Raw genomic sequence first — 21,221 nt, 5'->3', positions numbered from 1 at the left:
GTCACGCGTCCTGTCTGCTCGCCGTACGGCGGGTCCCCGGGCGGCTGCGGCGGCGGCTGCGGCGGCGGAGCAGCACCAGCAGCAGCGTCACCGCGCTGAACGCGCCCACGGCCGCGATCCCGACGGTCACCGACCAGTGGTGCAGCGCCAGCATCGTCTGCGCCACCAGCATGTTCACGACGATCGCGCCCGCCACCGAGGCGATCAGCCGGCCGAACGGGTCCAGTCCGGACAGTGCGGCGGCGAGGGCCGCGGCCGGCGCGGCGAACAGGAAGAACAGGGTGAACGGCCCGCGCAGCGCCCAGTCCGACCCGGTCAGCGCCAGCATCGCGCCGATCCCCCCGACAGCCGTCGCGGCGCCCGCGAGCAGCGGCGACAGGTCCCTCCCCGGTCCTGACCGCGCCCGCTCGGTGTCCCGCGGTGCCGTTGTTGCGGTTGTCTCTGTGTGTAAGCGCTGCATTGGCGACTTTGCCCCCCGAAGCGCCGGATGCCGGGCTTCAATGTCGCGCAGCCCGCCGACGGCCGTCAAGATGCGGAAGCCGGTCACCCACACGGCGGGGGCACGCCCCGGCGAGGTGCGCGAGCCTGCTCCGGTGCGCCGGAGTACGGACGCCGGTCGCGGGCAACGCGTGCAGCGGGTTCCCCGGAGCGCGTGGGGGCGCCCGGGGAACCCGCCGTTCACACCGGGCGCGCTCCGGTGTCACACGGGTGGTGCGGGTCGTACTTGTGGTGCGAATGTCACGGGCGGTGCGGAAGCCACCGCCCCGAGGTCACTCGGATTCCTCAGATCCCTCAGATCACCCGGATCGCTCAGATCACCTGGATCACACGGGTCACCCGGATCACACGGGTCACGGGACGATCTTCAGCAGCCGGTTCGGGGAACCGGTGCCGGGACTGACGACCTTGCTCGGGGTCGACCCGTTCACCAGCGCCGTGGCCACCTGGGCGGGCGTCGACGTGGTGTGGTTCGCGAGGTAGATCGCCGCCGCGCCCGCCACGTGCGGGGTCGCCATCGACGTACCGGAGATGGTCGCGGTCGCGGTGTCACTGGTGTGCCAGCCGGCCGTGATGGAGGAGCCGGGGGCGAAGATGTCCAGCACCGTGCCGTAGTTGGAGTAGCTGGCGCGGGCGTCCGTGCTGGTGGTGGCGCCGACCGTGATGGCCTCGGTGACGCGGGCGGGGGAGTACGAGGAGGCGTTGAGGTTGTTGTTGCCCGCCGCGACCGCGTAGGTGACGCCGGAGGCGATGGAGTTGCGCACCGCCGTGTCCAGCGTGGTGGAGGCGGCGCCGCCCAGCGAGAGGTTGGCGACCGAGGGGCCGGAGTGGTTCTGGGTCACCCAGTCGACGCCCGCGATGACCCCGGCGGTGGTGCCGGAGCCGCTGTTGTCCAGCACCCGCACGCCCACGATCTTCGCCTGCTTGGCGATGCCGTAGGTGGAGCCCGCGATCGTGGTGGCCACATGGGTGCCGTGGCCGTTGCCGTCGGCGGCGATGTTGTCGCCGTCGATGGCGTCGTAGCCGTAGCTCGCACGGCCACTGATCTGCTGGTGGGTGATCCGCACGCCGGTGTCCACGACGTATACGGTCACGCCGCTGCCCGCGGTGTCCGGGTAGGTGTAGGTGCCGGAGAGCGGGAGCGAGGTCTGGTCCACGCGGTCCAGGCCCCACGGGGCGCTGGTCTGGGTGGTGTCGGCGACCTGGACGCGCTGGTTCTGCTCGACGGAGGCGACCGCCGGGTCGGCGGCCAGTCTGCGGGCCTCCTCCGCGGAGAGCGTCGCGGTGTAGCCGTTCAGCGCGCTGCCGAACGTCTTGTCCACCTTGCCGCCGTACTCGCCGATCAGGCCCTTGCCGGTGCTGGAGGACGCCTTGAAGCCCGCGTCCTGGTCGAGCGTGACGATGTAGCTGTCCTTGACGGCGGTGGGGGAGCCGGCCGAGATGACCTTGCCCTCGGCCGGAGCGGCCTGGGCGGGTATCGCGGTGAGCCCGCCGACGAGGGCGGCGGTCGCCAGGGTGGTTATCGCGGCGAGCCGCACCTTGTTGCTACGCAGGTGTGCCATTACGAGGGTGTCCTCCTGTTGGCGGCGCGCACCCGGGATATGGGCGCGCGACTGTGGGGGATGCGCGCGTATTCGCGCGGCACGACCCCTGGAACGTCGCGTTCCGCTCCGGGGCTGGGGTACAGCCTGGGTCATCCACCCGCGTAGATCAAGGGTGTTGAGCACCTGTCAACAAACGTGACATGTGCACGTAATCAACCGGTGAAGACCTGCCGGGATTTGTGGACGACGTCTGAAGGTCTTGGCATGAACACTTCCAATCAACGCGCGTAGTCGGTACGCATGTTGCGGCAGAGATCCTGCTAAAGGGAGGTTCCATGAGACGTTCCCGGATCGCCGTGATCCTCAGCTCGTTCCTCCTCGCCGCCGGCGCCGCCCTCACCGGGGCGAGTGCCGCACAGGGCGCCGAAGCCGCCGCGACCGGCTATGTGGCGCTCGGCGACTCCTACTCCTCCGGTGTCGGCGCGGGCAGTTACATCAGCTCCAGCGGCGACTGCAAGCGCAGCACGAACGCGTACCCCTCGCTGTGGGCCGCAGCCAACTCACCCTCGTCCTTCAACTTCACGGCCTGCTCGGGCGCCCGAACGGATGAAGTCCTGGCCGGTCAGCTCACCCCGCTCAGCGCGTCCACCGGTCTGGTCTCGATCAGCGTCGGCGGCAACGACGCCGGTTTCGCCGACATCATGACGACCTGTGTGCTCCAGTCCGACAGCTCCTGCATCTCCCGGATCAACACCGCGCGGACGTACGTGACCGCCACCCTGCCGGGCAAGCTCGACACCGTGTACTCCGCCATCAGCTCCAAGGCCCCGTCCGCCGAGGTCGTCGTGCTCGGCTACCCCCGCTTCTATCTGCTGGGCCAGAGCTGCCTCGGCCTCTCGGAGACCAAGCGCAAGGCCATCAACGACGCCTCCGACCTGCTCAACACCACCATCGCCAAGCGCGCCGCCGACCACGGCTTCACCTTCGGCGACGTCCGCTCCACCTTCACCGGCCATGAGATCTGCTCCGGCAGCTCCTGGCTGCACAGCGTCAACTGGCTCAACGTCGGCGAGTCCTACCACCCGACCGCCGCGGGCCAGTCCGGCGGCTATCTGCCGGTCCTGAACAGCGCGGCCTGACCCCGGTACATCAGTAGGCCGATGTCGAGGAAGCGGAGGCCCCGCCGGTCGGGGTCTCCGTCACCTCCGGCACACAGCTCACCGAGAACTCCACCACGTTCGACGTCACGTCCACCGGATCCCGCACCTCCACACCCAGCGCGTTGTGATACGTCCCGCTCTCGTCGTACGCCGTCACCGTCACGCTCGTCTGCGAGGTCCGCGTCCCGCCCGCCGGGAACGACAGCGTCCGCCAGCTCTCGTCCGTGACCTCCCCGTCCCGCGCGACCCAGCGGTAGTCCACCTCGGCGGGCAGCCGCCCCACCGTGAACGTCGCCGTGAACACCGGTGCCCCGGCCTCCGGCGGCGGACAGACGCCCTCGTACGCGGTGCGCGCCCCCGCCACCGTCACGGTCACCGACTGCGGCGGAGCGCTCGACCCGCTCGACGTGCTCGGCGTGCTCTCCGGGACGTCCGGCGTCGGACTCCCCGCCGCGTCCCCACCGGACGGCTCCTCGGCGGACGGCGTGCCCGACCCCTCCGCCGAGGCACTCGGGCTCCCCCCGCCCGCACTCCCTCCCCCGCCGTCACCGCCGTCGTCGCCGTTGACCAGCGCGTACGTCAGCCCGCCGAGCGCCAGCGCCAGCGCGGTGACCCCGGCGACCAGGAACACCACCGCCCGGCGGTCCCGGCCGGGCGGGGGCGTACCGGTCGCGGTGGTGTCCACCGAAGGCACCGGCACCGGCATCGGCACCGGCCGTGGCGGGGTGGCCGGGAACGGGGCCGCGACCGTCGGCGCGGTCGACGCCGACCACACGGTGTCCGCCCGGGGCGCACCGCCCGCGCCGACCAGCCGCAACTCCCGCTCCGCCCGCTCGGCGGACAGCCGCCCGGCCGGGTCCTTGCGCAACAGCCCCTCGATGACCGGGGCCAGCGCACCCGCCCGGCGCGGCGGCGGCAACTCCTCGTCCACGATCGCCCGCAGCGTGCTCAGCGGTGTGTCCTGACGGAACGGCGAGACGCCCTCCACCGCCGCGTACAGCAGCACGCCCAGCGACCACAGATCCGACTCCGGGCCGGGCGTCCGGCCCAGCGCCCGCTCCGGGGCCAGGAACTCCGGCGACCCCACGACCTCCCCGGTCATGGTCAGCGCCGAACTGCCCTCCACCATCGCGATCCCGAAGTCCGTCAGCACCACCCGGCCGTCGTTGGCCAGCAGCACATTGCCGGGCTTCACATCCCGGTGCAGCACCCCGGCCCCGTGCGCGGCCCGCAGCGCGGCCAGCACCTCCGCGCCGACGAGCGCGGCCCGCTGCGGCGGCATCGGGCCCTCCGCATCCAGGGTGTCGGCCAGCGACAGCCCCCGGACCAGCTCCATCACGATCCACGGCCGGCCGTCGTCGGTGGCGACGTCGTACACCGTCACCACGTTCCGGTGCGTGATGCGCGCCGCCGCCCATGCCTCGCGCTCCAGCCGGGCGTACATCCGCTCCACGTCCGGCGCCGGCAGCCCCGCCGGGGCGCGCACCTCCTTGACGGCCACCTCGCGGTGCAGCACCTCGTCCCGGGCCCGCCACACCGTGCCCATACCGCCCGCGCCCAACGGCGACAGCAATCGGTACCGGCCCGCGATCACCCGCTCACTGCCCGGCTGTTCGGACACCGGCGCACCCCCCTTCGCCCCGTCCGACGCCCACGCCAGATTTCTCCCCAAAGTAGCTCAGCCCCATACGGATGCGGCCCCCCTGAACACCGATCCGCCCCGAGACCCGCCACGACCGCCCGCCGCACCAGACCCGCCACCGCGTACGCGGTCCAGCCGGGCCGCCCCGCCGAGGTCCCGGGTCACCCCGCAGTCCGGCTCGCGTGGATGTCCGTGGCCCCCCCCCCGCGCACACTCCGTCACTGCCGCCCCCAGAACCGGCCGGCTGCCGATCGGGCAGCACCAGGCACGTGAGATCGCCCACGTTTCCGGCCGCCCCGGCCGCCTGGGCCGCGGAATCGGAGTGATCGCCTCCACCCCGGAGGGGCGCGCGGTGGTGACCCTGAGCGGATACGACGCCCTCCCGAGCGGGCGCGTGCACCAACTGCGGCTCATGCGCCCCACGCGCAACCACGCTCCCTCGGGCTCTTCGCCGCCGACACGCCCTGCGCCGCGTCCGGTCTCGGCCCCTCCATGACGTCACTCGCCGTAATCGTCGAGCGTGATGGCGGCTCGGCACAGCCCACCGGCCAGCAAGTTGTCCAACTCGCCCTGAAATCGGTTGGATTCGGAGAGTAGTCGCCGAGTGTGCGTCAACCCCCTTACGGGAAAGGTGAATCCTGTGACCTCGATACGCGGGTGCCCCAAGGGGGCGATAGGGTTAGCCTGCCCGGGCCGGGTGGACTCGTACGGGTGGGGAGTGACATGGATCAGATAACAGCGCACAGCAGGGCAAGGGTCCCTGCGATCAGCTGCGGGAGCAGCGCGACCAGTTCGCGCCTCGACCGCCACCTGTCGGTGCTGGCGGGTCCCCCCGTGCCACAGCGGGAGACGGCCGAGGCCACCTCGCTGATGCGTGAGCTGACCGCGCGTGACACCGCGCACGACCCGAGCGCCCAGGGCGCCAAGGTACGCCGCGTCTCGCTCTTCGCCCCGCTCCGCCGGCTCCGCCGCTCCCTCTTCGGCGGACGCTGAGCGAACCCGGCGACCCGCGCACCCCGACCGCCTCCGACCTCCAGCGCTCGAACTGACGCCCCCGACTCCCCACGGGCGGCGTCAGTCGCGTACCCCGGCCCCCGCGCATACCTTCCGTTCTCCCTTCCCCTTCCCCCTCCCCCTCCCCTCCCCTCCCCCGACGGGCGCCGCCCGCCCGGACGCTTCACGCCTCGCCCCGCGCGTACCGGCGTACGGCGAGCGGGACGGACACCGCGAGCAGCAGCGCGCACCACAGCAGTGACCCCGCCACCGGATGCGCCACCGGCCAGGCGGCGTCCGCCGGCACCGGCGCGTTGCCGAACAGATCCCGCAGGGCCGTGGTCAGCGCGCTGATCGGATTCCACTCGGCGACCGTGCGCAGCCAGCCCGGCATCCCGTCGACGGGGAGGTAGGCGTTGGACAGCAACGGCAGCAGGAACGTGGCGCCGCCCAACTGCCCCGCGGCCTCCTCGCTGCGGGACAGCAGCCCCAGCAGGATGCCGATCCAGGTGGTGGCGAACCGGAACAGCAGCAGCAGCGCGAACGCGCCGACCGCCCCGGGCACGCTTCCCTCGATCCGCCAGCCGACCGCGAGCGCGACCAGCAGCAGCGGCACGGCCCCGGCGGCCGTCGTGACGAGATCCGCGCCCGCCTGGCCGAGCGGTACCGCCGCCCGGCTGACCGGCAGCGAGCGCAGCCGGTCCGTGACACCTCGGTGGGTGTCCTGGGCGGCCTGGAACATCCCGGTCATGATCCCGTTCGCGGCCGTCGCCACCAGCAGGCCCGGCACCAGATACGCGCGGTACTCGGCGCCGGGCACGGCGAGCGCGCTGCCGAAGACATACCCGAAGAACAGCAGCATGGTGATCGGCATGGTCTGGGTGAGGATCATCAGGCCCGGGTTGTTGCGGGCCCGGGCCAGCTGGCGGCCGAGCAGGGCGGTGCTGTCGTGGGCCAGGGTGCTCATGCGGCGGGCTCCTCGGTGTCGGTGAGGCGCAGGAACACCTCGTCCAGGGTGGGCGGGCGCAGTCCGGCGTCCAGCAGCGGGACGCCCGCCGCGTCGAGTTCGCGGACCAGCCGGGGCAGGGTCAGGGTGGGGTCGCGGGTGACGGCACCGACCGCGTTGCGCTCACGGTCGAACACCGGTTCCCCGCCGGTGAGCCGGTCGAGGACGCCGGCCGCGCGCTCCAGCGCGTCGGGGTGGGCGACGACGATCTCCGTGTACGTCCCGAGCAGCGCCTTCAGTTCGGCGGGGGAGCCGGTGTGGGCGATCCGGCCGCCGTCCATCACCGCGATGTCGTCGGCCAGTTGGTCGGCCTCCTCCAGATACTGGGTGGTCAGCAGCACGGTCGTGCCCTGGTCCCGCAGCGCACGCACCGCGTCCCAGATCCCGGCGCGGCTCGCCGGGTCGAGGCCGGTGGTCGGCTCGTCGAGGAACAGCACCCGGGGGTGGCGGACCAGGCTCGACGCGAGGTCGAGGCGGCGGCGCATCCCGCCGGAGTAGGTGGACGCGGGGCGGTCGGCGGCGTCGGTGAGGCCGAAGCGGTCGAGCAGTTCGGCGGCCCGCCCGGCCGCGCCGCGCACTCCGTGCAGCCGGGCGAACAGCCGCAGATTCTGCCGTCCGGTCAGGTCCCCGTCGACCGAGGTGCGCTGCCCGGTCACCCCGATGGCCCGGCGTACGGCGGCCGGTTCCCGCACCAGATCGTGTCCCGCGATCCGCGCCGAACCGGCGTCCGGGCGCAGCAGCGTGGCCAGCAGCCGGACGGCCGTGGTCTTGCCCGTGCCGTTGGGGCCGAGCAGCCCCAGCACGGTGCCCTCGGGCACGGCGAGTTCGAGCCCGCGCAGCGCGCGCACCTCGCCGAACCGCTTCTCCAGACCCTCACTAAGTACAGCGTACGTAGTAGCCATGGGTCGACCATAGCGCACTACGTACGCTGTACGTAACTAGGATGGTGGCCGAGGTGATGACCATGGCGGGCCGGACCGGCGTACCCGAAGTGATCTGGGCGCGTCCCGAGCGGACGGGGCGTGGGCCGAGGCCCGCGTACACCCGCGCCGACATCGCGGCGGCGGCGGTGCGGATCGCCGACGCGGAGGGGCTGGAGGCGGTCTCCATGCGGCGCGTCGCGGCCGAACTGGGCTGCGGCACGATGTCGCTGTACAACTACGTCCCCCGCAAGGAGGACCTGTCCGAGCTGATGATCGACGCCATCGGCGCCGAGCATGAGATCCGCGAACCGTCCGGCGACTGGCGGGCCGACATGCTCCGCAACGCGCGCGAGACCCGGGCGATCATGCACCGCCACACCTGGGCGCCCCGGCTGATGGCGGGCGTGCACGGCTTCAGCCCCAGCAGCCTGCGCTTCCTGGAGCACTGCCTGGCCTGTCTGGAGCCGCTCGACGCGTCGTACGCCGTCAAGACCGAGCTGGTGGCGATGGTCACCGGACTGGTGAGCACGTACGTCGGGAACGAGATCGCCACCACCGAGCGCACCCGGGCGATGCCCTGGAGCGAGGAGCAGGAGAACGCGGCCCGGATCGCCTATCTCGGCGGTCAGGTGGCGACCGGCGACTATCCCCATCTCGCGGCGGCCTTCGCGGAACAGAGCGGTCCGGTCGACCTGGAGGCGGTCTTCGAACGGGCGCTGACGCGGGTGCTGGACGCGTTCGACCGTTAGGGCCGGTCGTTCGGATCATCCTGGCGGTGGGGCTCGGTGGCCTTTCGGCCGGCCCGAGCGGGGTGCGGTGCGTGCGGCTGCGAGGCGGGGGAGGGCGTCGACGCGATGGGGGTGCCCCCGCGTGAACACAGTCGAGCGTGGGGGAGTCGGTGGGTGACGACCACGCGGCAGATGTGTGTGCCGGGCCACCCGAAGCGCCCGGATGATCCACACGAACAGGCCCTGGCGCCCGGTGCCTGTGCCGGTCAGAGCAGGGCGAGCTGGCCCTCCGGGCCCTCCTCGTGCGGGTCGAGCACCGACGCCGGGCGGCGGGACGACGGCGGGACCGGGAGCACGCCGGCCGTGCGCAGGCCGGTGGCCGTGACCGGGGCCGGGAACTCCTCGGGCAGCGGCGGGACCTCCGCGAGCAGGGCGAGGACCGTGATCAGCTCCAGCAGCTCCGACGTCCACGCCCGCCGCCAGCCCGCCGGGCGGATCGCCGACAGCACCCCCGGCCCGGGTTCACCCGTCCGGGCGATGAACCACCGCTCCAGGACCCGCTCCCCGCCCACCGCGAAGTCCCAGGCGTCCGGCGGCACCGGGGAGATCCGGCCCTCACCGAGACACAGGGTCTCCTCCGCGCGGTCGTAGTCGAGGCCGGGCGGGCGGTCCGGCAGGGGGGCGCGGACATACGGGCGGCGCCCGCCGGGGAGCTTGGGGCGGTCGCCGTCGCGGCGCATCAGCCACAGGGCACGGCGGCCCGACGCCACGCCCCGCGCCCAGAGCCCGGGGTCCGCGGTGAGCGGCACGGTGAGATCGGCGCGGACCGCGCTCAGGATCCAGGCCAGCACGTCCACCGGCTCCGGTGTCCCGCCGAGCCCGGCGCCCAGGTGCTCCAGCAGACCGGGCGCCAGGTTCGGTTCGGTGCCGCCGGGGCGGCGGTAGAGGGGGCGGATGCGGCCGGGCCGCAGCAGCGGCAGCAGCGAGGTCGCCAGCAGTGGCGGGCCGGTGCCGCCGGGCGTCTCCGCCACGAAGACCTGCCGCTCGTCCGCCACCCGCCACAGCTCGGGCCGGGCCGCGTCGATCAGCCGGTGATCGGGGATCAGCCACTGCTCGTCGAAGGGCGCCACCAGCGCGCGCACCGGCTCGGGACAGGGACCCTCGGCCCGCGCCAGCCGCTCGGTACCGCCGGACCGGCCGGGCAGCCCGCCCACCGCCGAGTACGGCGTCCGGGCCCGCGTCGGCTCGAACAGGGCCGCGCGCTCGTCCCCCGCGGCCTTCATCAACCGGTCCCAACGGGCCTTCAGGGACGCCGGATCAGGACCCGCCGGCCAGCCACGGCCGAGCCGCGGAGGTGCGACGGACCACGGCATGAGGTCCGCCAGCGGCGGAGCGTCGTCGAACGTCACGCCCGGCATCGTACGACGGGGTGGTGGGGCGGGGGCGAGGGACCGCGGTCCGGATCGGCCCGTCCACGGGGTGGGCTGCGGGGCGGACTGAGGGACGGGCTGCGGGGCGGGCACCGCTCGGCCGGACCGGGCGCGTCGTCGTCCTCCCTCTGCCGGGCGGTGCCGTGCGCGCACTCTCGCCCGGCCCGTGTGGAGGCACCCCCTCCGGGCGGACGGGAGGGAATGCAGCGGCAGTCCGGGGCCCCGCTGTTGATCCGCCGGAAGGGCCCTACGTGGCGTCCACGGTCACCGTGAAGGAGAAACGGTCGCCCCGGTAGTGGATGACGGCCACGTCGAGGACCTGTCCGGCGGTGTCGTAGGCGATGCCGGTGTAGTGGAGGATCGGGCTGAGCAGCGGGACCCGCAGGAGACGCGCGGTCTCGGGGTCGGCGAGACGGGCCTGGACGGTGTCGGTGATCCGGCTGATGTCGGCGCCCACGATGTCCCGCAGCACCTTGGTCATCGGCCAGCGGGCCAGATCCCGCGGGTCGATGCGGTCGGCGAGTTCGGGACGGACGTAGTTGCGGGCGTGGTTGGTGGGCTCGCCCGTCTTCGCGTCGCTGCGCAGCCGGTGGTACGTCATCGCCTCCCCCAGATCCGGGAAGTGCTCGGCGTACTCGGCGGGCACCGGCACCCGCCCCTGCTCCAGCAGTTCGGCGGTCATGCCGGACTGCTGGGCCACGATGGTGTCCACCGAGCCCAGCAGCAGCACCGGGGCGCCGCGGGTCGCGTCCGGCTCGATGAAGGTGCCCCGGCGCCGGTGCCGGGTGATCAGCCCCTCGTCCTCCAGTTCCTTCAGCGCCTGCCGCATGGTCAGCACACTGACCCCGTAGTGGTCCGCCAATTGCTCCTCGGTGGGCAGCCGCAGCGAGTCCCGCGCGGAGCGGCCGAGTATCGAGGCGCGCAGCGACTGCGACACCTGGTACCACAGCGGCAGCTTGCGGTTGAGGACGATCGAGTCAGGAGCGAAGGAGGTCACGGGGCCATCCGTACCGGCAGGGATTGTTCCGTGCAACCGGGTGAGCCGTGCCCGGCGGGGGCGGAGGCGCTCACGGCGTGCGCGTGCCCGACGGGGGCGGAGGCGCTCACGGCGTGCGGAAGTGCCGTTCGAGGCCCTGCCAGACATCGTCGTAGCCCTGCTGGAGATGGCCGGCGCCCGCCGCCTGCGGGGCGAGTGTCACCGGCCAGCGGGTCTCGAACATGAAGGCGAGCCCGTCGTCGATCTTCTGCGGCCGCAGTTCGGCCGCGCTCGCCCGGTCGAACGTCTCCCGGTCCGGCCCGTGCGCCGACATCATGTTGTGCAGCGAGCCGCCGCCCGGCACGAAGCCCTCCGCTTTCGCGTCGTACGCGCCCTCGATCAGCCCCATGTACTCGCTCATCACATTGCGGTGGAAGTACGGCGGCCGGAAGGTGTTCTCGCCCACCAGCCACCGCGGCGCGAAGACGACGAAGTCGACACCGGCCAGACCCGGGGTGTCGGACGGGGACGTCAGCACCGTGAAGATCGACGGGTCCGGGTGGTCGTACGAGATCGAGCCGATGACATTGAAACGGCGCAGGTCGTAGACGTACGGCACCAGGTTGCCGTGCCAGGCGACGGCGTCCAGCGGGGAGTGGCCGTAGGTCGCGGTCCACAGGTTGCCGCAGAACTTGTTCACCACCTCCACCGGGCCCTCGATGTCCTCGTAGGCGGCCACCGGGGCCTGGAAGTCACGGGCGTTCGCCAGGCCGTTGGCGCCGATCGGGCCGAGGTCGGGGAGGACGAACGGGGCGCCGTAGTTCTCGCAGACATAGCCGCGCGCGGAGGTGTCCAGCAGTTCCACGCGGAAACGGACCCCGCGCGGGATCAGCGCGATATGGCCGGGCTCGGCGCGCAGCAGACCGAACTCGGTGCGCAGCAGCAGCCCGCCGTGCTCCGGCACGATCAGCAGTTCGCCGTCCGCGTCGCTGAACACGCGCTCCATGGAGGCGGTGGCGTGGTAGAGGTGCACGGCCATGCCCGTGCGCTGGGTGACATCGCCGTTGCCGCCGAGGGTCCACAGCCCGGCCACGAAGTCCGTCCCCGCCTCCGGCTCGGGCAGCGGGTTCCAGCGCAGCCGGTTGGGGTCGGGCGCGGTCTGGGAGAACGGGGCCGTGCGGATCCCCCCGTTACGGGTGCGGGTGAACGCCGGGTGCGCGGCCGAGGGGCGGATCCGGTACAGCCAGGAGCGGCGGTTGTGCGCCCGGGGCTCGGTGAACGCGGTGCCGCTGAGCTGCTCCGCGTACAGCCCGAGCGGGGCCCGCTGGGGTGAGTTGCGGCCGATGGGCAGGGCGCCCGGGACCGCCTCCGAACCGTGCTCGTTGCCGAACCCGGAGAGATAGACCAGCGATTCGGCCGTCTTGCGCGCGTCCGCACTCATGTTCACCGCTCCTTGTCCTCTGATTCCTATGGTCCACCATAGGATTGAGTGAAGGGAGACGCAAGGGTGTACCCCGGGACTCGTCTGTAGGGACTACGGCCGGACGGTGGAACCAGCCTTGAGGCGGATTCAGGGCGTCGTACCGGTGTTCTACGCTCGCCCGTATGACGTGGACACGGGGGACACTCACCGTGCTCGCGGTCTGTGTCCTGCTGCTGACCGGATCCGCGGGCTGTGAATCGGACGGCGGCCAGGAGGGCGCCGCGGACCAGCCGTACCCGGTGGGCGAGGTGCTCGACGACACCGACTCCGACGGGCGGCACTACCGCGAGCTCGACGAGGGCGACGCCCCCGAGGTCGACATCGAGGTGCAGCCCGTCGGTGACGGCGAGGGCTGGGAGGTCCGGCTGACCGTCGAGCACTTCACCTTCTCGCCGTTCGGGACCCGGGCGGAGGCCGTGGCCGGCCGGGGCGTGGCCCGGCTGTTCATCGACGGCCGCCCGGTCGTCGACCTGCACACCCCCTCGCACCGCCTCGCCGCCGACCTCATGGGGCGCGGCACCCACCAGGTCACCGTCCGGCTCTACGCCGACGACGGCACGGTGTGGGCGGCCGACGGTGAACCCGTGGAGTCCACGGCGGACATCACGGTGTCCGAGCCGGGTCCGGGGGCGTCGGCGCTGTCGGCTCCGGATCCGTCCGTGTCGGCCGCCGTATCGGCCTCCGTGCCGGCTTCGGTATCGGCCCCGGCCCCGGCTGGGGCTTCGGGTCCGTCCGTGTCCGGTCCGTCCGCGTCCATCCCGTCCGTATCCGGCCCGTCCGCCTCGGCCGTGGTGCCGGTTCCGGCCGGTTAGCGTCCGGCCGTCCCTCCCCGTGCCGGAGGCCACCGCGGTGCCGGTTCCGGCCGGTTAGCGTCCGGCCTACCTCCCCCGTGCCGGAGGCCCGCTTCACCCCGGCCCGGCGGAAAGGCATCATGATGCCCGTGCCCCATGCGACGACCCCGCTCCGCCGTGCCCCCGTGCAGCGCCGCAGCGCCGAGCGGCTGACCCGGATCCTCGACGCGTGCGCCGACCTCCTCGACGAGGTCGGCTACGACGCCCTGAGCACCCGGGCCGTCGCCCAGCGCGCCGGTGTCCCCATCGGGTCGGTCTACCGCTTCTTCGGCAACAAGCGGGCGATGGCCGACGCCCTCGCCGGACGCAATCTGGAGCGGTACACCGAGCGGGTGCGAGCGCGGCTCGGCGCCCTGGACGGCGACGGCTGGCGCGCGGCCCTGGACGCCGTACTGGACGAGTACCTCGCCATGAAGCGCACCGCGCCCGGCTTCTCCCTCGTCGACTTCGGCAACCAGATCCCGGTCGGCTCCCGCCACGACGAACCCAACCACCGGGTCGCCGACCGGCTCGCCGCTCTCCTCGCCGGCCATCTCGGCCGCCACCCCGACGACGACGCCCTGCGGCGCACCTTCCTGGTCGCGGTGGAGACCGCCGACACCCTGGTCCACCTGGCCTTCCGGGTCGATCCGCAGGGGGACGCGGCGATCATCGAGGAGATGCGGAAGCTGCTGCGCGCGTATCTGGGACGGGTACTGGATCCCTGTGACTGACCTGAGCAAAGCTGTGACCTGGAGTTTTGCGCTTATTGCTCGCGTGTCAACGTCTTGTTAACACTCTTTGGCCGGACCTAACGTCGTCGCACCGCCGGCCCTGGTGGGAGTTCAAGGGCGAACGTTAGGTATCCACAAACATGCTGACCATCCTCGGCTTCGCCATGATCGCGACCTTCCTGGTCCTGATCATGATGAAGAAGATGTCGCCGATCGCGGCGCTCGTGCTGATCCCCGCACTCTTCTGTGTGTTCGTCGGCAAGGGCGCCCAGTTGGGCGACTACGTCATCGACGGTGTCTCCAGCCTCGCCCCCACCGCGGCGATGCTGATGTTCGCGATCGTCTACTTCGGGCTGATGATCGACGTCGGGCTGTTCGATCCCGTCGTCAAGGCCATCCTGAAGTTCTGCAAGGCCGACCCGATGCGGATCGTCGTCGGCACGGCCCTGCTCGCCGCGATCGTGTCGCTGGACGGCGACGGCTCGACCACCTTCATGATCACCGTCTCGGCGATGTACCCGCTGTACAAGCGGCTCAAGATGAGCCTGGTCGTGATGACCGGTGTCGCCGCCACCGCCAACGGTGTGATGAACACCCTGCCGTGGGGCGGCCCGACGGCCCGCGCCGCGACCGCGCTCAAGCTCGACGCCAGCGACATCTTCGTCCCGATGATCCCGGCGCTCGCCGTCGGCCTGCTCTTCGTGTTCGTCCTCTCGTACGTCCTCGGCCTGCGCGAGCGCAAGCGGCTCGGGGTGCTGACGCTGGACGAGGTGCTTCAGGACCCGGTCGAGGACAAGGAGACGGTGCTGGTCGGCACGGGCTCCGGCACCGGGCGGGTCAGCTTCGAGAAGGGCGGCGCGGCGACGGCCGGGACGACGACCGGGGGTTCGGGCTCCGGTACGGACGCGGAGGCCGCCGGGGACGCCGAAGAGGGCGACGACTTCCAGGGCCTGGACCCCGACCGGGCCACCCTGCGCCCCAAGCTGCTGTGGTTCAACGTGCTGCTCACGCTGACCCTGCTCACCGCCATGATCATGGAGCTGCTGCCGATCCCGGTGCTGTTCCTGCTCGGCGCCGCGCTCGCGCTGACCGTGAACTTCCCGCGCATCCCGGACCAGCGGGCCCGTCTCGCCGCCCACGCCGACAACGTGCTGAACGTCTCCGGCATGGTCTTCGCCGCCGCCGTCTTCACCGGCGTGCTCCAGGGCACCGGCATGGTCGACTCCATGGCGAACTGGCTGGTCGACATCATCCCCAGCGGCATGGGCCCGCACATGGGCATCGTCGCCGGTCTGCTGAGCCTCCCGCTCACCTACTTCATGTCCAACGACGGCTTCTACTTCGGTGTCCTGCCGGTCCTCGCCGAGGCGGGCGCCGCGCACGGGGTCAGCCCGGTGGAGATGGCCCGCGCCTCCCTCGTCGGCCAGCCGCTGCACATGTCCAGCCCGCTGGTCCCGGCCGTGTACGTACTGGTCGGCATGGCGAAGGTCGACTTCGGCGACCACACGCGCTTCGTGGTGAAGTGGGCCGCGCTCACCTCGCTGGTGGTTCTGGGCGCGGGGATTTTGTTCGGGATCATCTGAGGCGGGTGGGGGTGGGGGTGGGGTGGGGGGTGGGGGCGGTGTCCGGGTCATCCGAGGCGCCCGTCCCGTCCCGCCCCGCCCGTCCAAGGCGCCCGGCCCGTCCGAGGCGCCTGAGTCGTTCGAGGCACCCGGAGTCATCCGGCCCCGTCCGGCTCGTCGGACGTTTCCGCCCCGAACCGTGCGTCAGCAGGAGGTCCGTACCGTGAGGCCCGGCAGGAACCGGGGCTGGCTGCTCCGTCTCGTCATCGCCTTCAGCTTCGCGCAGGCGGCGGTGTCGATGGCCCGGCCCGCCGTCTCCTACCGGGCCCTCGCGCTGGGCGCCGACGAACGGGCGATCGGCGTGATCGCCGGGGTCTACGCCCTGCTCCCGCTGTTCGCCGCCGTCCCGCTGGGCCGCCGTACCGACCACGGCCGCTGCGCGCCCCTGCTGCCCGCCGGGGTGGTGCTGATCGCGGCGGGCTGCGCGCTCAGCGGACTCGCCGGGTCCCTGTGGGCGATGGCGGTCTGGAGCGGGGTGATGGGCCTCGGCCACCTCAGCTTCGTCATCGGCGCACAGTCCCTGGTCGCCCGCCAGTCCGCCCCGCACGAACAGGACCGCAACTTCGGCCACTTCACCATCGGCGCCTCCCTCGGCCAGCTCATCGGCCCGATCGCCGCGGGCGCGCTGATCGGCGGCCACGACATGGCCGGCACCAGCGCCCTCGCCCTGGTGGTCGCGGGCGCGGGGGCCGCCGTCGCGGTCACCTCGCTGTGGCGGATAGAGGACCGTACGGCACTCACCTCCCGCTCCCGCCACGGCGACCCGGTGCCGGTGCGGCGGATCCTGGGCGCGCGGGGCGTCCCGGCCGGCATCCTGATCAGCCTCTCCGTCCTGTCCGCGACCGATGTGCTCACCGCCTACCTCCCGGTGGTCGGCGAGCACCGGGGCATCGCGCCCTCCGTCGTCGGCCTGCTGCTCAGCCTGCGCGCGGCGGCCACCATCGCCTGCCGGCTGGTCCTCACCCCGCTGCTCAAACTGGGCCGCACCCCACTGCTCACCTCCACCTGCCTCCTCGCGGCCCTGCTCTGCGCGGGCATCGCCCTGCCGGTGCCGGTGTGGGCGCTCGCGATGCTGCTGGCCGCGCTCGGCTTCTGTCTCGGCGTCGGACAGCCGCTGTCCATGACGACGGTCGTCCAGGCGGCCCCCGAGGGCGCCCGCTCCACCGCCCTCGCCCTGCGCCTCACCGGCAACCGCCTCGGCCAGGTCGCCGCCCCCGCCGGAGCGGGCCTGGTCGCCGGGGTCGCGGGCGTGGCGGCCCCGTTCGTGCTGCTCGGCGGGCTGCTCCTGCTGTCGGCGGGGGTGGCGCTGCGCTCGCCCGCCCGGGAGCCGGCCGACGTACCGCAGGGCACCGCCCGCGCGGCGGAGGGACCCGCGGGGGCGGAATCCCGTAGGTGAGGGACGTGAAGATTCAGCCGGTCCGTACCCGGCCCCTCCTCGTCACCGCCGCCGCCCTGCTGGCCGTGGGCGTCCCCACCGCCGCCTACGCCACCCTCGACGGCTCGGCGACCGGGGGCGGCGCCTCCGCACCGGCCGCGCCGCTCGCCGCGACCACGCCGGTGCGCGGTGAGCCGTACGCCGAGACCCGGCTGCTCTTCGGCACCGCGCGGCCCGACGGCGGCCCGGTGGTCACCGACCGGCAGTTCATGACGTTCATCGACGAGGAGGTCACCCCGGCCTTTCCCGACGGGCTGACCGTGCGGAGCGGGCGCGGCCAGTGGCGGGACATCACCGGCACGATCGAGAAGGAGCGGTCGTACGAGCTGCTCCTGCTGTACCCGGTCGGGGAAGCGGCCCCGGCCGACCGGGCGATCGAGGAGATCCGCCGGGACTATGAGAAGGCGTTCGGGCAGGAGTCGGTGGGGCGGGTGGACGACCGGGTGCGGGTCGACTTCTGAGGGCCCCCCTTTCCGAGGGGCGCCCCTCCCGGCCCTGGCCCCCGGCCCCCCGGCGCCCGGCATTCCGGCACCCCGGCACCCCGGTGTCCCGAGCGGCGGACGCCCCTGGCGAGAAAAAACTATCGCCGCTAGTTTGGGGGGCGGACGACACCGCTGTTTCGGGAGGCAGAGCATGAAGGCCCAGGACGGGATGTACATCGACGGCGCCTGGCGCCCCGCCGCGGGCGCCGGGTACATCGACGTGGTCAACCCGGTCGACGAGCAGGTCATCGGACGGGTCCCGGCGGGCACCGCCGAGGACGTCGACGCGGCGGTACGGGCCGCGCGGGCCGCGCTGCCGTCCTGGGCGGCCACCCCGCCCGCCGAGCGCGCCGCCCGGCTCGCGGCCCTGCGGGACGCCCTCACCGCCCGCAAGGACGAGATCGCCGGGACCGTCACCGCCGAACTGGGCTCCCCGCTCGCGTTCTCGCAGGCCGTCCATGTCTCCATGCCGATCGCGGTGACCGCCTCGTACGCCGAACTGGCCGCCACCCACCCCTTCGAGGAGCAGATCGGCAACTCGACCGTCCTTAAGGAGCCGGTCGGCGTGGTCGGCGCGATCACCCCGTGGAACTACCCGCTGCACCAGATCGTCGCCAAGGTCGCCCCGGCGCTCGCGGCCGGCTGCACGGTGGTCCTCAAGCCCGCCGAGGACACCCCGCTCACCGCCCGGCTGTTCGCCGAGGCGGTCCATGAGGCGGGCGTGCCGGCCGGGGTGTTCAACCTGGTCACCGGCCTGGGCCCGGTCGCCGGGCAGGCGCTCGCCGAACACCCGGGCGTCGACCTGGTCTCCTTCACCGGCTCCACGGCCGTCGGCCGCAGCATCGCCGCGACGGCGGGCGCCGCCGTCAAGACGGTCGCCCTGGAACTGGGCGGCAAGTCCGCCAACGTGATCCTGCCGAGCGCCGACCTCGCCCGTGCCGTCAACGTAGGGGTCGCCAACGTGATGTCCAACTCCGGGCAGACATGCAGCGCCTGGACCCGGATGCTGGTCCACCGCGAGCGGTACGAGGAGGCGGTCGCGCTGGCCGCCACGGCCGCCGCCAAGTACGGCGAGCGCATCGGCCCGGTCGTCAACGCCAAGCAGCGCGAGCGGGTACGGGGGTACATCGCGCAGGGCGTCGCCGAGGGCGCCCGGCTGGTCGCGGGAGGCCCCGGGGCGCCGCGCGAGCGGGGCTACTACATCAGCCCGACCGTCTTCGCCGACGTCACCCCGGAGATGACCATCGCCCAGGAGGAGATCTTCGGCCCGGTCCTGTCCCTGCTGTCCTACGAGGACGAGGAGGACGCCCTGCGGATCGCCAACGGCACGGTCTACGGGCTCGCCGGTGCCGTGTGGGCGGGCGAGGAGGCGGAGGCGGTCGCCTTCGCCCGGCGGATGGACACCGGCCAGGTCGACATCAACGGCGGGCGCTTCAATCCGCTGGCCCCGTTCGGCGGCTACAAGCAGTCGGGCGTGGGCCGGGAACTGGGCGCGCACGGCCTCGCGGAGTACCTCCAGACCAAGTCCCTTCAGTTCTAGTCGGTTCTAGTCGGTTCTAGTCAGTTCTAGTCCGTTCTGGTGAGTCCGCCCGATCCCTTCCAGGAGAGTCGCCCCTCATGACGACGACCGTACGCGCCGCTGTCCTGACCGCCGTCGGTGCTCCGCTGGAGATCACCGACATCGAGCTGCCCGAGCCGGGTCCGGGCCGGGTCCGGGTGCGGCTCGCCGCCGCCGGGGTGTGCCACTCCGACCTCTCCCTGTCCGACGGCACCATGAGCGTCCCGGTCCCGGCCGTCCTAGGTCACGAGGGCGCGGGCACGGTGGTGTCCGTGGGGGAGGGCGTCACGGACCTCGCCCCCGGTGCTCCCGTGGTGCTCAACTGGGCCCCGTCCTGCGGAAGTTGCCCGGCCTGCGAGCGCGGCGAGGTGTGGCTGTGCGCCACCGCGATGAACGGGGCCGCCGAGGTGTACGCCCGTACCGCCACCGGCGTCGATCTGCATCCCGGCCTGAACGTGGCCGCGTTCGCGCAGGAGACCGTCGTCCCGCGGTCCTGTGTGCTGCCGCTGCCCGACGGCATCCCGCTCACCGACGCGGCCCTGCTCGGCTGCGCGGTCCTCACCGGCTACGGCGCCGTGCACCACTCGGCGCGGGTGGCGCCCGGCGAGAGCGTCGCGGTGTTCGGCGTCGGCGGGGTGGGCCTGGCCACCCTCCAGGCCGCGCGGATCGCGGGCGCCTCCCGGATCGTGGCGGTCGATGTCTCCCCGGCCAAGGAGGAACTGGCCCGCGCGTCGGGCGCCACCGACTATGTGATCGCCTCCGAGCGCACCGCCCGGGACCTTCGCGCCCTCACCGGCAAGCAGGGCGTGGACGTGGCCGTGGAGTGCGTGGGCCGCGCGGTCACCATCCGTACGGCCTGGGAGTCGACCCGGCGGGGCGGACGCACCACGGTCGTCGGCATCGGCGGCAAGGACCAGCTGGTCACCTTCAACGCCCTGGAGATCTTCCACTGGGGCCGCACCCTGTCCGGCTGTGTCTACGGCAACTCCGACCCCGTACGGGATCTGCCGGTCCTCGCCGACCACATCCGCGCGGGGCGCCTGGACCTCGCGGCCCTGGTGACGGAACGCATCGACCTGGACGGCATCCCGGCGGCGTTCGAGAACATGGTGGCGGGCAAGGGGGGACGGGCGCTGGTGACGTTCTGAGGGCTGTCGCGACGCGGGGACGTCAGGGCGTCAGGTGGCGTCGGCCCGTCCGGCTGCCGGGGAAGGGGCAGGTCCGGGGCCGACGGGCGGGGCCACTTCCGGGTCGGCGTCAGGGACGGCTCGGGACCGCGACCGCGACCGGGACACCCCCACCCCCACCAGACACAGCACGCCGCCCGCCAGCGTGAGCACCCCCGGCACCTCGCCCAGCGCCAGCCACGACATCAGCACCACCAGCGCGGGAACGGCGTACGTCGTCGCCCCCATCCGGCTCGCGGTCGTGCGTGACAGGGCGTAGGCCCAGGTGGTGAAGGCGAGCGCGGTCGGGAAAATGCCGAGATAGACCATGTTGAGCGTGGCGGACAGCGGCGCCCGGGACGCCTCGGTGATCAGCTGCCAGGAGAACGGCAGACACAGCACCGCCCCGACCGCACAGCCGAACGCCGTCACCTGGAGGACGCTCGCGTGCCCCAGCGCGGGCTTCTGCGCGACCACGCCGCCCGCGTACGCGACGGCCGCGATCAGGCACAGCACCACGCCGAGCACGGACGCCCCGCCCTGCCCCGACATCGACAGCCCGACGGTGACGGCGCCCGCGAACGACACCGCCATGCCCGCCAGCAGCCGCGGCGGCATCGGATCGCCGAGCAGCCGGGCGCCGAGCAGCGCGATGAGGATCGGCCCGGTGTTCACGACCAGCGCGGCGGTCCCGGCGTCGACCTGCTGCTCGCCCCAGTTCAGGACGACCATGTAGACGCCGAACCACAGCACCCCCGAGATCGCGATGCCGGGCCACGCCGCCCGCGCGGGCCACCCTTCCCGTCGTACGAGACACCACGCGCCCAGCGCGAGCGCGCCCGCCGCCAGCCGGCCCAGCGCGAGCGCCCCCGGCGAGTACGCCTCACCGGCGCTGCGGATCGACACGAACGCGGACGCCCACAGAACGACGGTGACCACGGCGGCGGCAGCGGCCGTCACCTGGGGGCGACGCTCGGGGTTGCCGGGGGAGTGGTTCATCATGCTCCTGAG

Annotated in this window: 19 protein-coding genes; 10 read left to right on the top strand and 9 right to left on the bottom strand. The window is 72.9% G+C overall.

What is annotated here, in order from left to right; all coding sequences use genetic code 11:
* Position 1: 1 nt before the first annotated feature.
* Entirely contained in the window at positions 2 to 328 is a 327-nt protein-coding gene (locus tag ACFRFC_RS22560; protein WP_382691800.1) for a hypothetical protein, read from the bottom strand.
* A 523-nt stretch (positions 329 to 851) separates the two neighbouring features.
* Complete coding sequence (locus ACFRFC_RS22555) at positions 852 to 2,060, bottom strand: S8 family peptidase (protein ID WP_382691799.1); 1,209 nt, start codon at positions 2,058 to 2,060, stop codon at positions 852 to 854.
* 317 nt (positions 2,061 to 2,377) lie between these two features.
* Here ACFRFC_RS22555 and ACFRFC_RS22550 point away from each other — a divergent pair, with 317 nt between their 5' ends.
* Positions 2,378 to 3,181 carry an SGNH/GDSL hydrolase family protein gene (locus ACFRFC_RS22550; RefSeq protein WP_382691798.1) on the top strand — a complete coding sequence of 268 codons (804 nt, stop codon included), beginning with the start codon at positions 2,378 to 2,380 and terminating at the stop codon, positions 3,179 to 3,181.
* Between the two features lie 10 nt (positions 3,182 to 3,191).
* Here the strand turns inward: ACFRFC_RS22550 and ACFRFC_RS22545 are convergent, their stop codons facing one another.
* A complete protein-coding gene (locus tag ACFRFC_RS22545) occupies positions 3,192 to 4,823 on the bottom strand; it encodes a protein kinase (RefSeq protein ID WP_382691797.1) in 1,632 nt (543 codons plus the stop codon).
* A gap of 744 nt (positions 4,824 to 5,567) precedes the next feature.
* Between ACFRFC_RS22545 and ACFRFC_RS22540 the strand changes: the two genes are divergently transcribed.
* Positions 5,568 to 5,837 (top strand): hypothetical protein, encoded by a 270-nt coding sequence (locus ACFRFC_RS22540; protein ID WP_382691796.1) that lies wholly within the window; start codon positions 5,568 to 5,570, stop codon positions 5,835 to 5,837.
* Positions 5,838 to 6,021: 184 nt separating this feature from the next.
* On the opposite strand, the gene ACFRFC_RS22535 is transcribed toward ACFRFC_RS22540, so the two are convergent.
* Complete coding sequence (locus tag ACFRFC_RS22535) at positions 6,022 to 6,804, bottom strand: ABC transporter permease (RefSeq protein ID WP_382691795.1); 783 nt, start codon at positions 6,802 to 6,804, stop codon at positions 6,022 to 6,024.
* Positions 6,801 to 7,745 carry an ATP-binding cassette domain-containing protein gene (locus ACFRFC_RS22530; RefSeq protein ID WP_382691794.1) on the bottom strand — a complete coding sequence of 315 codons (945 nt, stop codon included), beginning with the start codon at positions 7,743 to 7,745 and terminating at the stop codon, positions 6,801 to 6,803. Before ACFRFC_RS22530 ends, ACFRFC_RS22535 begins: the two co-directional genes overlap by 4 nt.
* A 62-nt stretch (positions 7,746 to 7,807) precedes the next feature.
* On the opposite strand from ACFRFC_RS22530, the gene ACFRFC_RS22525 reads away from it, so the two are divergent.
* Entirely contained in the window at positions 7,808 to 8,515 is a 708-nt protein-coding gene (locus tag ACFRFC_RS22525) for a TetR/AcrR family transcriptional regulator C-terminal domain-containing protein (protein ID WP_382691843.1), read from the top strand.
* Positions 8,516 to 8,760: 245 nt separating this feature from the next.
* Here the strand turns inward: ACFRFC_RS22525 and ACFRFC_RS22520 are convergent, their stop codons facing one another.
* From ACFRFC_RS22520 to hmgA, 3 genes are all read right to left on the bottom strand, one after another.
* Positions 8,761 to 9,912: a type ISP restriction/modification enzyme gene (locus ACFRFC_RS22520; RefSeq protein ID WP_382691793.1), complete on the bottom strand. Its 1,152-nt coding sequence runs from the start codon at positions 9,910 to 9,912 to the stop codon at positions 8,761 to 8,763.
* Between the two features lie 259 nt (positions 9,913 to 10,171).
* Positions 10,172 to 10,921, bottom strand: coding sequence for a GntR family transcriptional regulator (locus ACFRFC_RS22515; RefSeq protein WP_382691792.1), 750 nt, complete (start codon positions 10,919 to 10,921; stop codon positions 10,172 to 10,174).
* A 106-nt stretch (positions 10,922 to 11,027) separates the two neighbouring features.
* On the bottom strand, positions 11,028 to 12,341 hold the full coding sequence (gene hmgA, locus ACFRFC_RS22510; protein ID WP_382691791.1) for a homogentisate 1,2-dioxygenase: 1,314 nt from the start codon (positions 12,339 to 12,341) through the stop codon (positions 11,028 to 11,030).
* 164 nt (positions 12,342 to 12,505) lie between these two features.
* Here hmgA and ACFRFC_RS22505 point away from each other — a divergent pair, with 164 nt between their 5' ends.
* The 7 genes from ACFRFC_RS22505 to ACFRFC_RS22475 all read left to right on the top strand — a co-directional run bounded on the left by ACFRFC_RS22505 (position 12,506) and on the right by ACFRFC_RS22475 (position 20,192).
* Complete coding sequence (locus ACFRFC_RS22505) at positions 12,506 to 13,195, top strand: hypothetical protein (protein WP_382691790.1); 690 nt, start codon at positions 12,506 to 12,508, stop codon at positions 13,193 to 13,195.
* A gap of 119 nt (positions 13,196 to 13,314) precedes the next feature.
* On the top strand, positions 13,315 to 13,947 hold the full coding sequence (locus tag ACFRFC_RS22500; protein WP_382691789.1) for a TetR/AcrR family transcriptional regulator: 633 nt from the start codon (positions 13,315 to 13,317) through the stop codon (positions 13,945 to 13,947).
* A gap of 140 nt (positions 13,948 to 14,087) precedes the next feature.
* Positions 14,088 to 15,530, top strand: a complete 1,443-nt coding sequence (locus ACFRFC_RS22495) for a CitMHS family transporter (protein WP_382691788.1) — start codon at positions 14,088 to 14,090, stop codon at positions 15,528 to 15,530.
* Between the two features lie 202 nt (positions 15,531 to 15,732).
* Complete coding sequence (locus ACFRFC_RS22490) at positions 15,733 to 16,965, top strand: MFS transporter (protein WP_382691787.1); 1,233 nt, start codon at positions 15,733 to 15,735, stop codon at positions 16,963 to 16,965.
* A 5-nt stretch (positions 16,966 to 16,970) separates the two neighbouring features.
* The gene (locus ACFRFC_RS22485; protein WP_382691786.1) at positions 16,971 to 17,465 is read left to right on the top strand and encodes a DUF3574 domain-containing protein; all 495 of its coding nucleotides are present in this window, start codon (positions 16,971 to 16,973) and stop codon (positions 17,463 to 17,465) included.
* 172 nt (positions 17,466 to 17,637) lie between these two features.
* Entirely contained in the window at positions 17,638 to 19,026 is a 1,389-nt protein-coding gene (locus ACFRFC_RS22480; protein ID WP_382691785.1) for an aldehyde dehydrogenase family protein, read from the top strand.
* A 77-nt stretch (positions 19,027 to 19,103) separates the two neighbouring features.
* Positions 19,104 to 20,192, top strand: a complete 1,089-nt coding sequence (locus ACFRFC_RS22475; RefSeq protein ID WP_382691784.1) for a Zn-dependent alcohol dehydrogenase — start codon at positions 19,104 to 19,106, stop codon at positions 20,190 to 20,192.
* A 30-nt stretch (positions 20,193 to 20,222) separates the two neighbouring features.
* Here ACFRFC_RS22475 and ACFRFC_RS22470 read toward each other — a convergent pair whose 3' ends face one another.
* Positions 20,223 to 21,212 (bottom strand): DMT family transporter, encoded by a 990-nt coding sequence (locus ACFRFC_RS22470; RefSeq protein ID WP_382691783.1) that lies wholly within the window; start codon positions 21,210 to 21,212, stop codon positions 20,223 to 20,225.
* Positions 21,213 to 21,221: the final 9 nt, after the last annotated feature.

It is taken from the genome of Streptomyces sp. NPDC056734, assembly GCF_042790455.1.
GTDB lineage: Bacteria > Actinomycetota > Actinomycetes > Streptomycetales > Streptomycetaceae > Streptomyces.
This window is presented reverse-complemented; position numbering and strand designations above follow the sequence as displayed.

Excerpts from the sequence above, each read along its gene's own strand:
- ACFRFC_RS22560 (WP_382691800.1), bottom strand. The coding sequence starts at position 328 with ATGCTGGCGCTGACCGGGTCGGACTGGGCGCTGCGCGGGCCGTTCACC.
- ACFRFC_RS22555 (WP_382691799.1), bottom strand. The coding sequence starts at position 2,060 with ATGGCACACCTGCGTAGCAACAAGGTGCGGCTCGCCGCGATAACCACC.
- ACFRFC_RS22550 (WP_382691798.1), top strand. The coding sequence starts at position 2,378 with ATGAGACGTTCCCGGATCGCCGTGATCCTCAGCTCGTTCCTCCTCGCC.
- ACFRFC_RS22540 (WP_382691796.1), top strand. The coding sequence starts at position 5,568 with ATGGATCAGATAACAGCGCACAGCAGGGCAAGGGTCCCTGCGATCAGC.
- ACFRFC_RS22535 (WP_382691795.1), bottom strand. The coding sequence starts at position 6,804 with ATGAGCACCCTGGCCCACGACAGCACCGCCCTGCTCGGCCGCCAGCTG.
- ACFRFC_RS22530 (WP_382691794.1), bottom strand. The coding sequence starts at position 7,745 with ATGGCTACTACGTACGCTGTACTTAGTGAGGGTCTGGAGAAGCGGTTC.
- ACFRFC_RS22525 (WP_382691843.1), top strand. The coding sequence starts at position 7,808 with ATGGCGGGCCGGACCGGCGTACCCGAAGTGATCTGGGCGCGTCCCGAG.
- ACFRFC_RS22520 (WP_382691793.1), bottom strand. The coding sequence starts at position 9,912 with ATGCCGGGCGTGACGTTCGACGACGCTCCGCCGCTGGCGGACCTCATG.
- hmgA (WP_382691791.1), bottom strand. The coding sequence starts at position 12,341 with ATGAGTGCGGACGCGCGCAAGACGGCCGAATCGCTGGTCTATCTCTCC.
- ACFRFC_RS22505 (WP_382691790.1), top strand. The coding sequence starts at position 12,506 with ATGACGTGGACACGGGGGACACTCACCGTGCTCGCGGTCTGTGTCCTG.
- ACFRFC_RS22500 (WP_382691789.1), top strand. The coding sequence starts at position 13,315 with ATGATGCCCGTGCCCCATGCGACGACCCCGCTCCGCCGTGCCCCCGTG.
- ACFRFC_RS22495 (WP_382691788.1), top strand. The coding sequence starts at position 14,088 with ATGCTGACCATCCTCGGCTTCGCCATGATCGCGACCTTCCTGGTCCTG.
- ACFRFC_RS22480 (WP_382691785.1), top strand. The coding sequence starts at position 17,638 with ATGAAGGCCCAGGACGGGATGTACATCGACGGCGCCTGGCGCCCCGCC.
- ACFRFC_RS22475 (WP_382691784.1), top strand. The coding sequence starts at position 19,104 with ATGACGACGACCGTACGCGCCGCTGTCCTGACCGCCGTCGGTGCTCCG.
- ACFRFC_RS22470 (WP_382691783.1), bottom strand. The coding sequence starts at position 21,212 with ATGATGAACCACTCCCCCGGCAACCCCGAGCGTCGCCCCCAGGTGACG.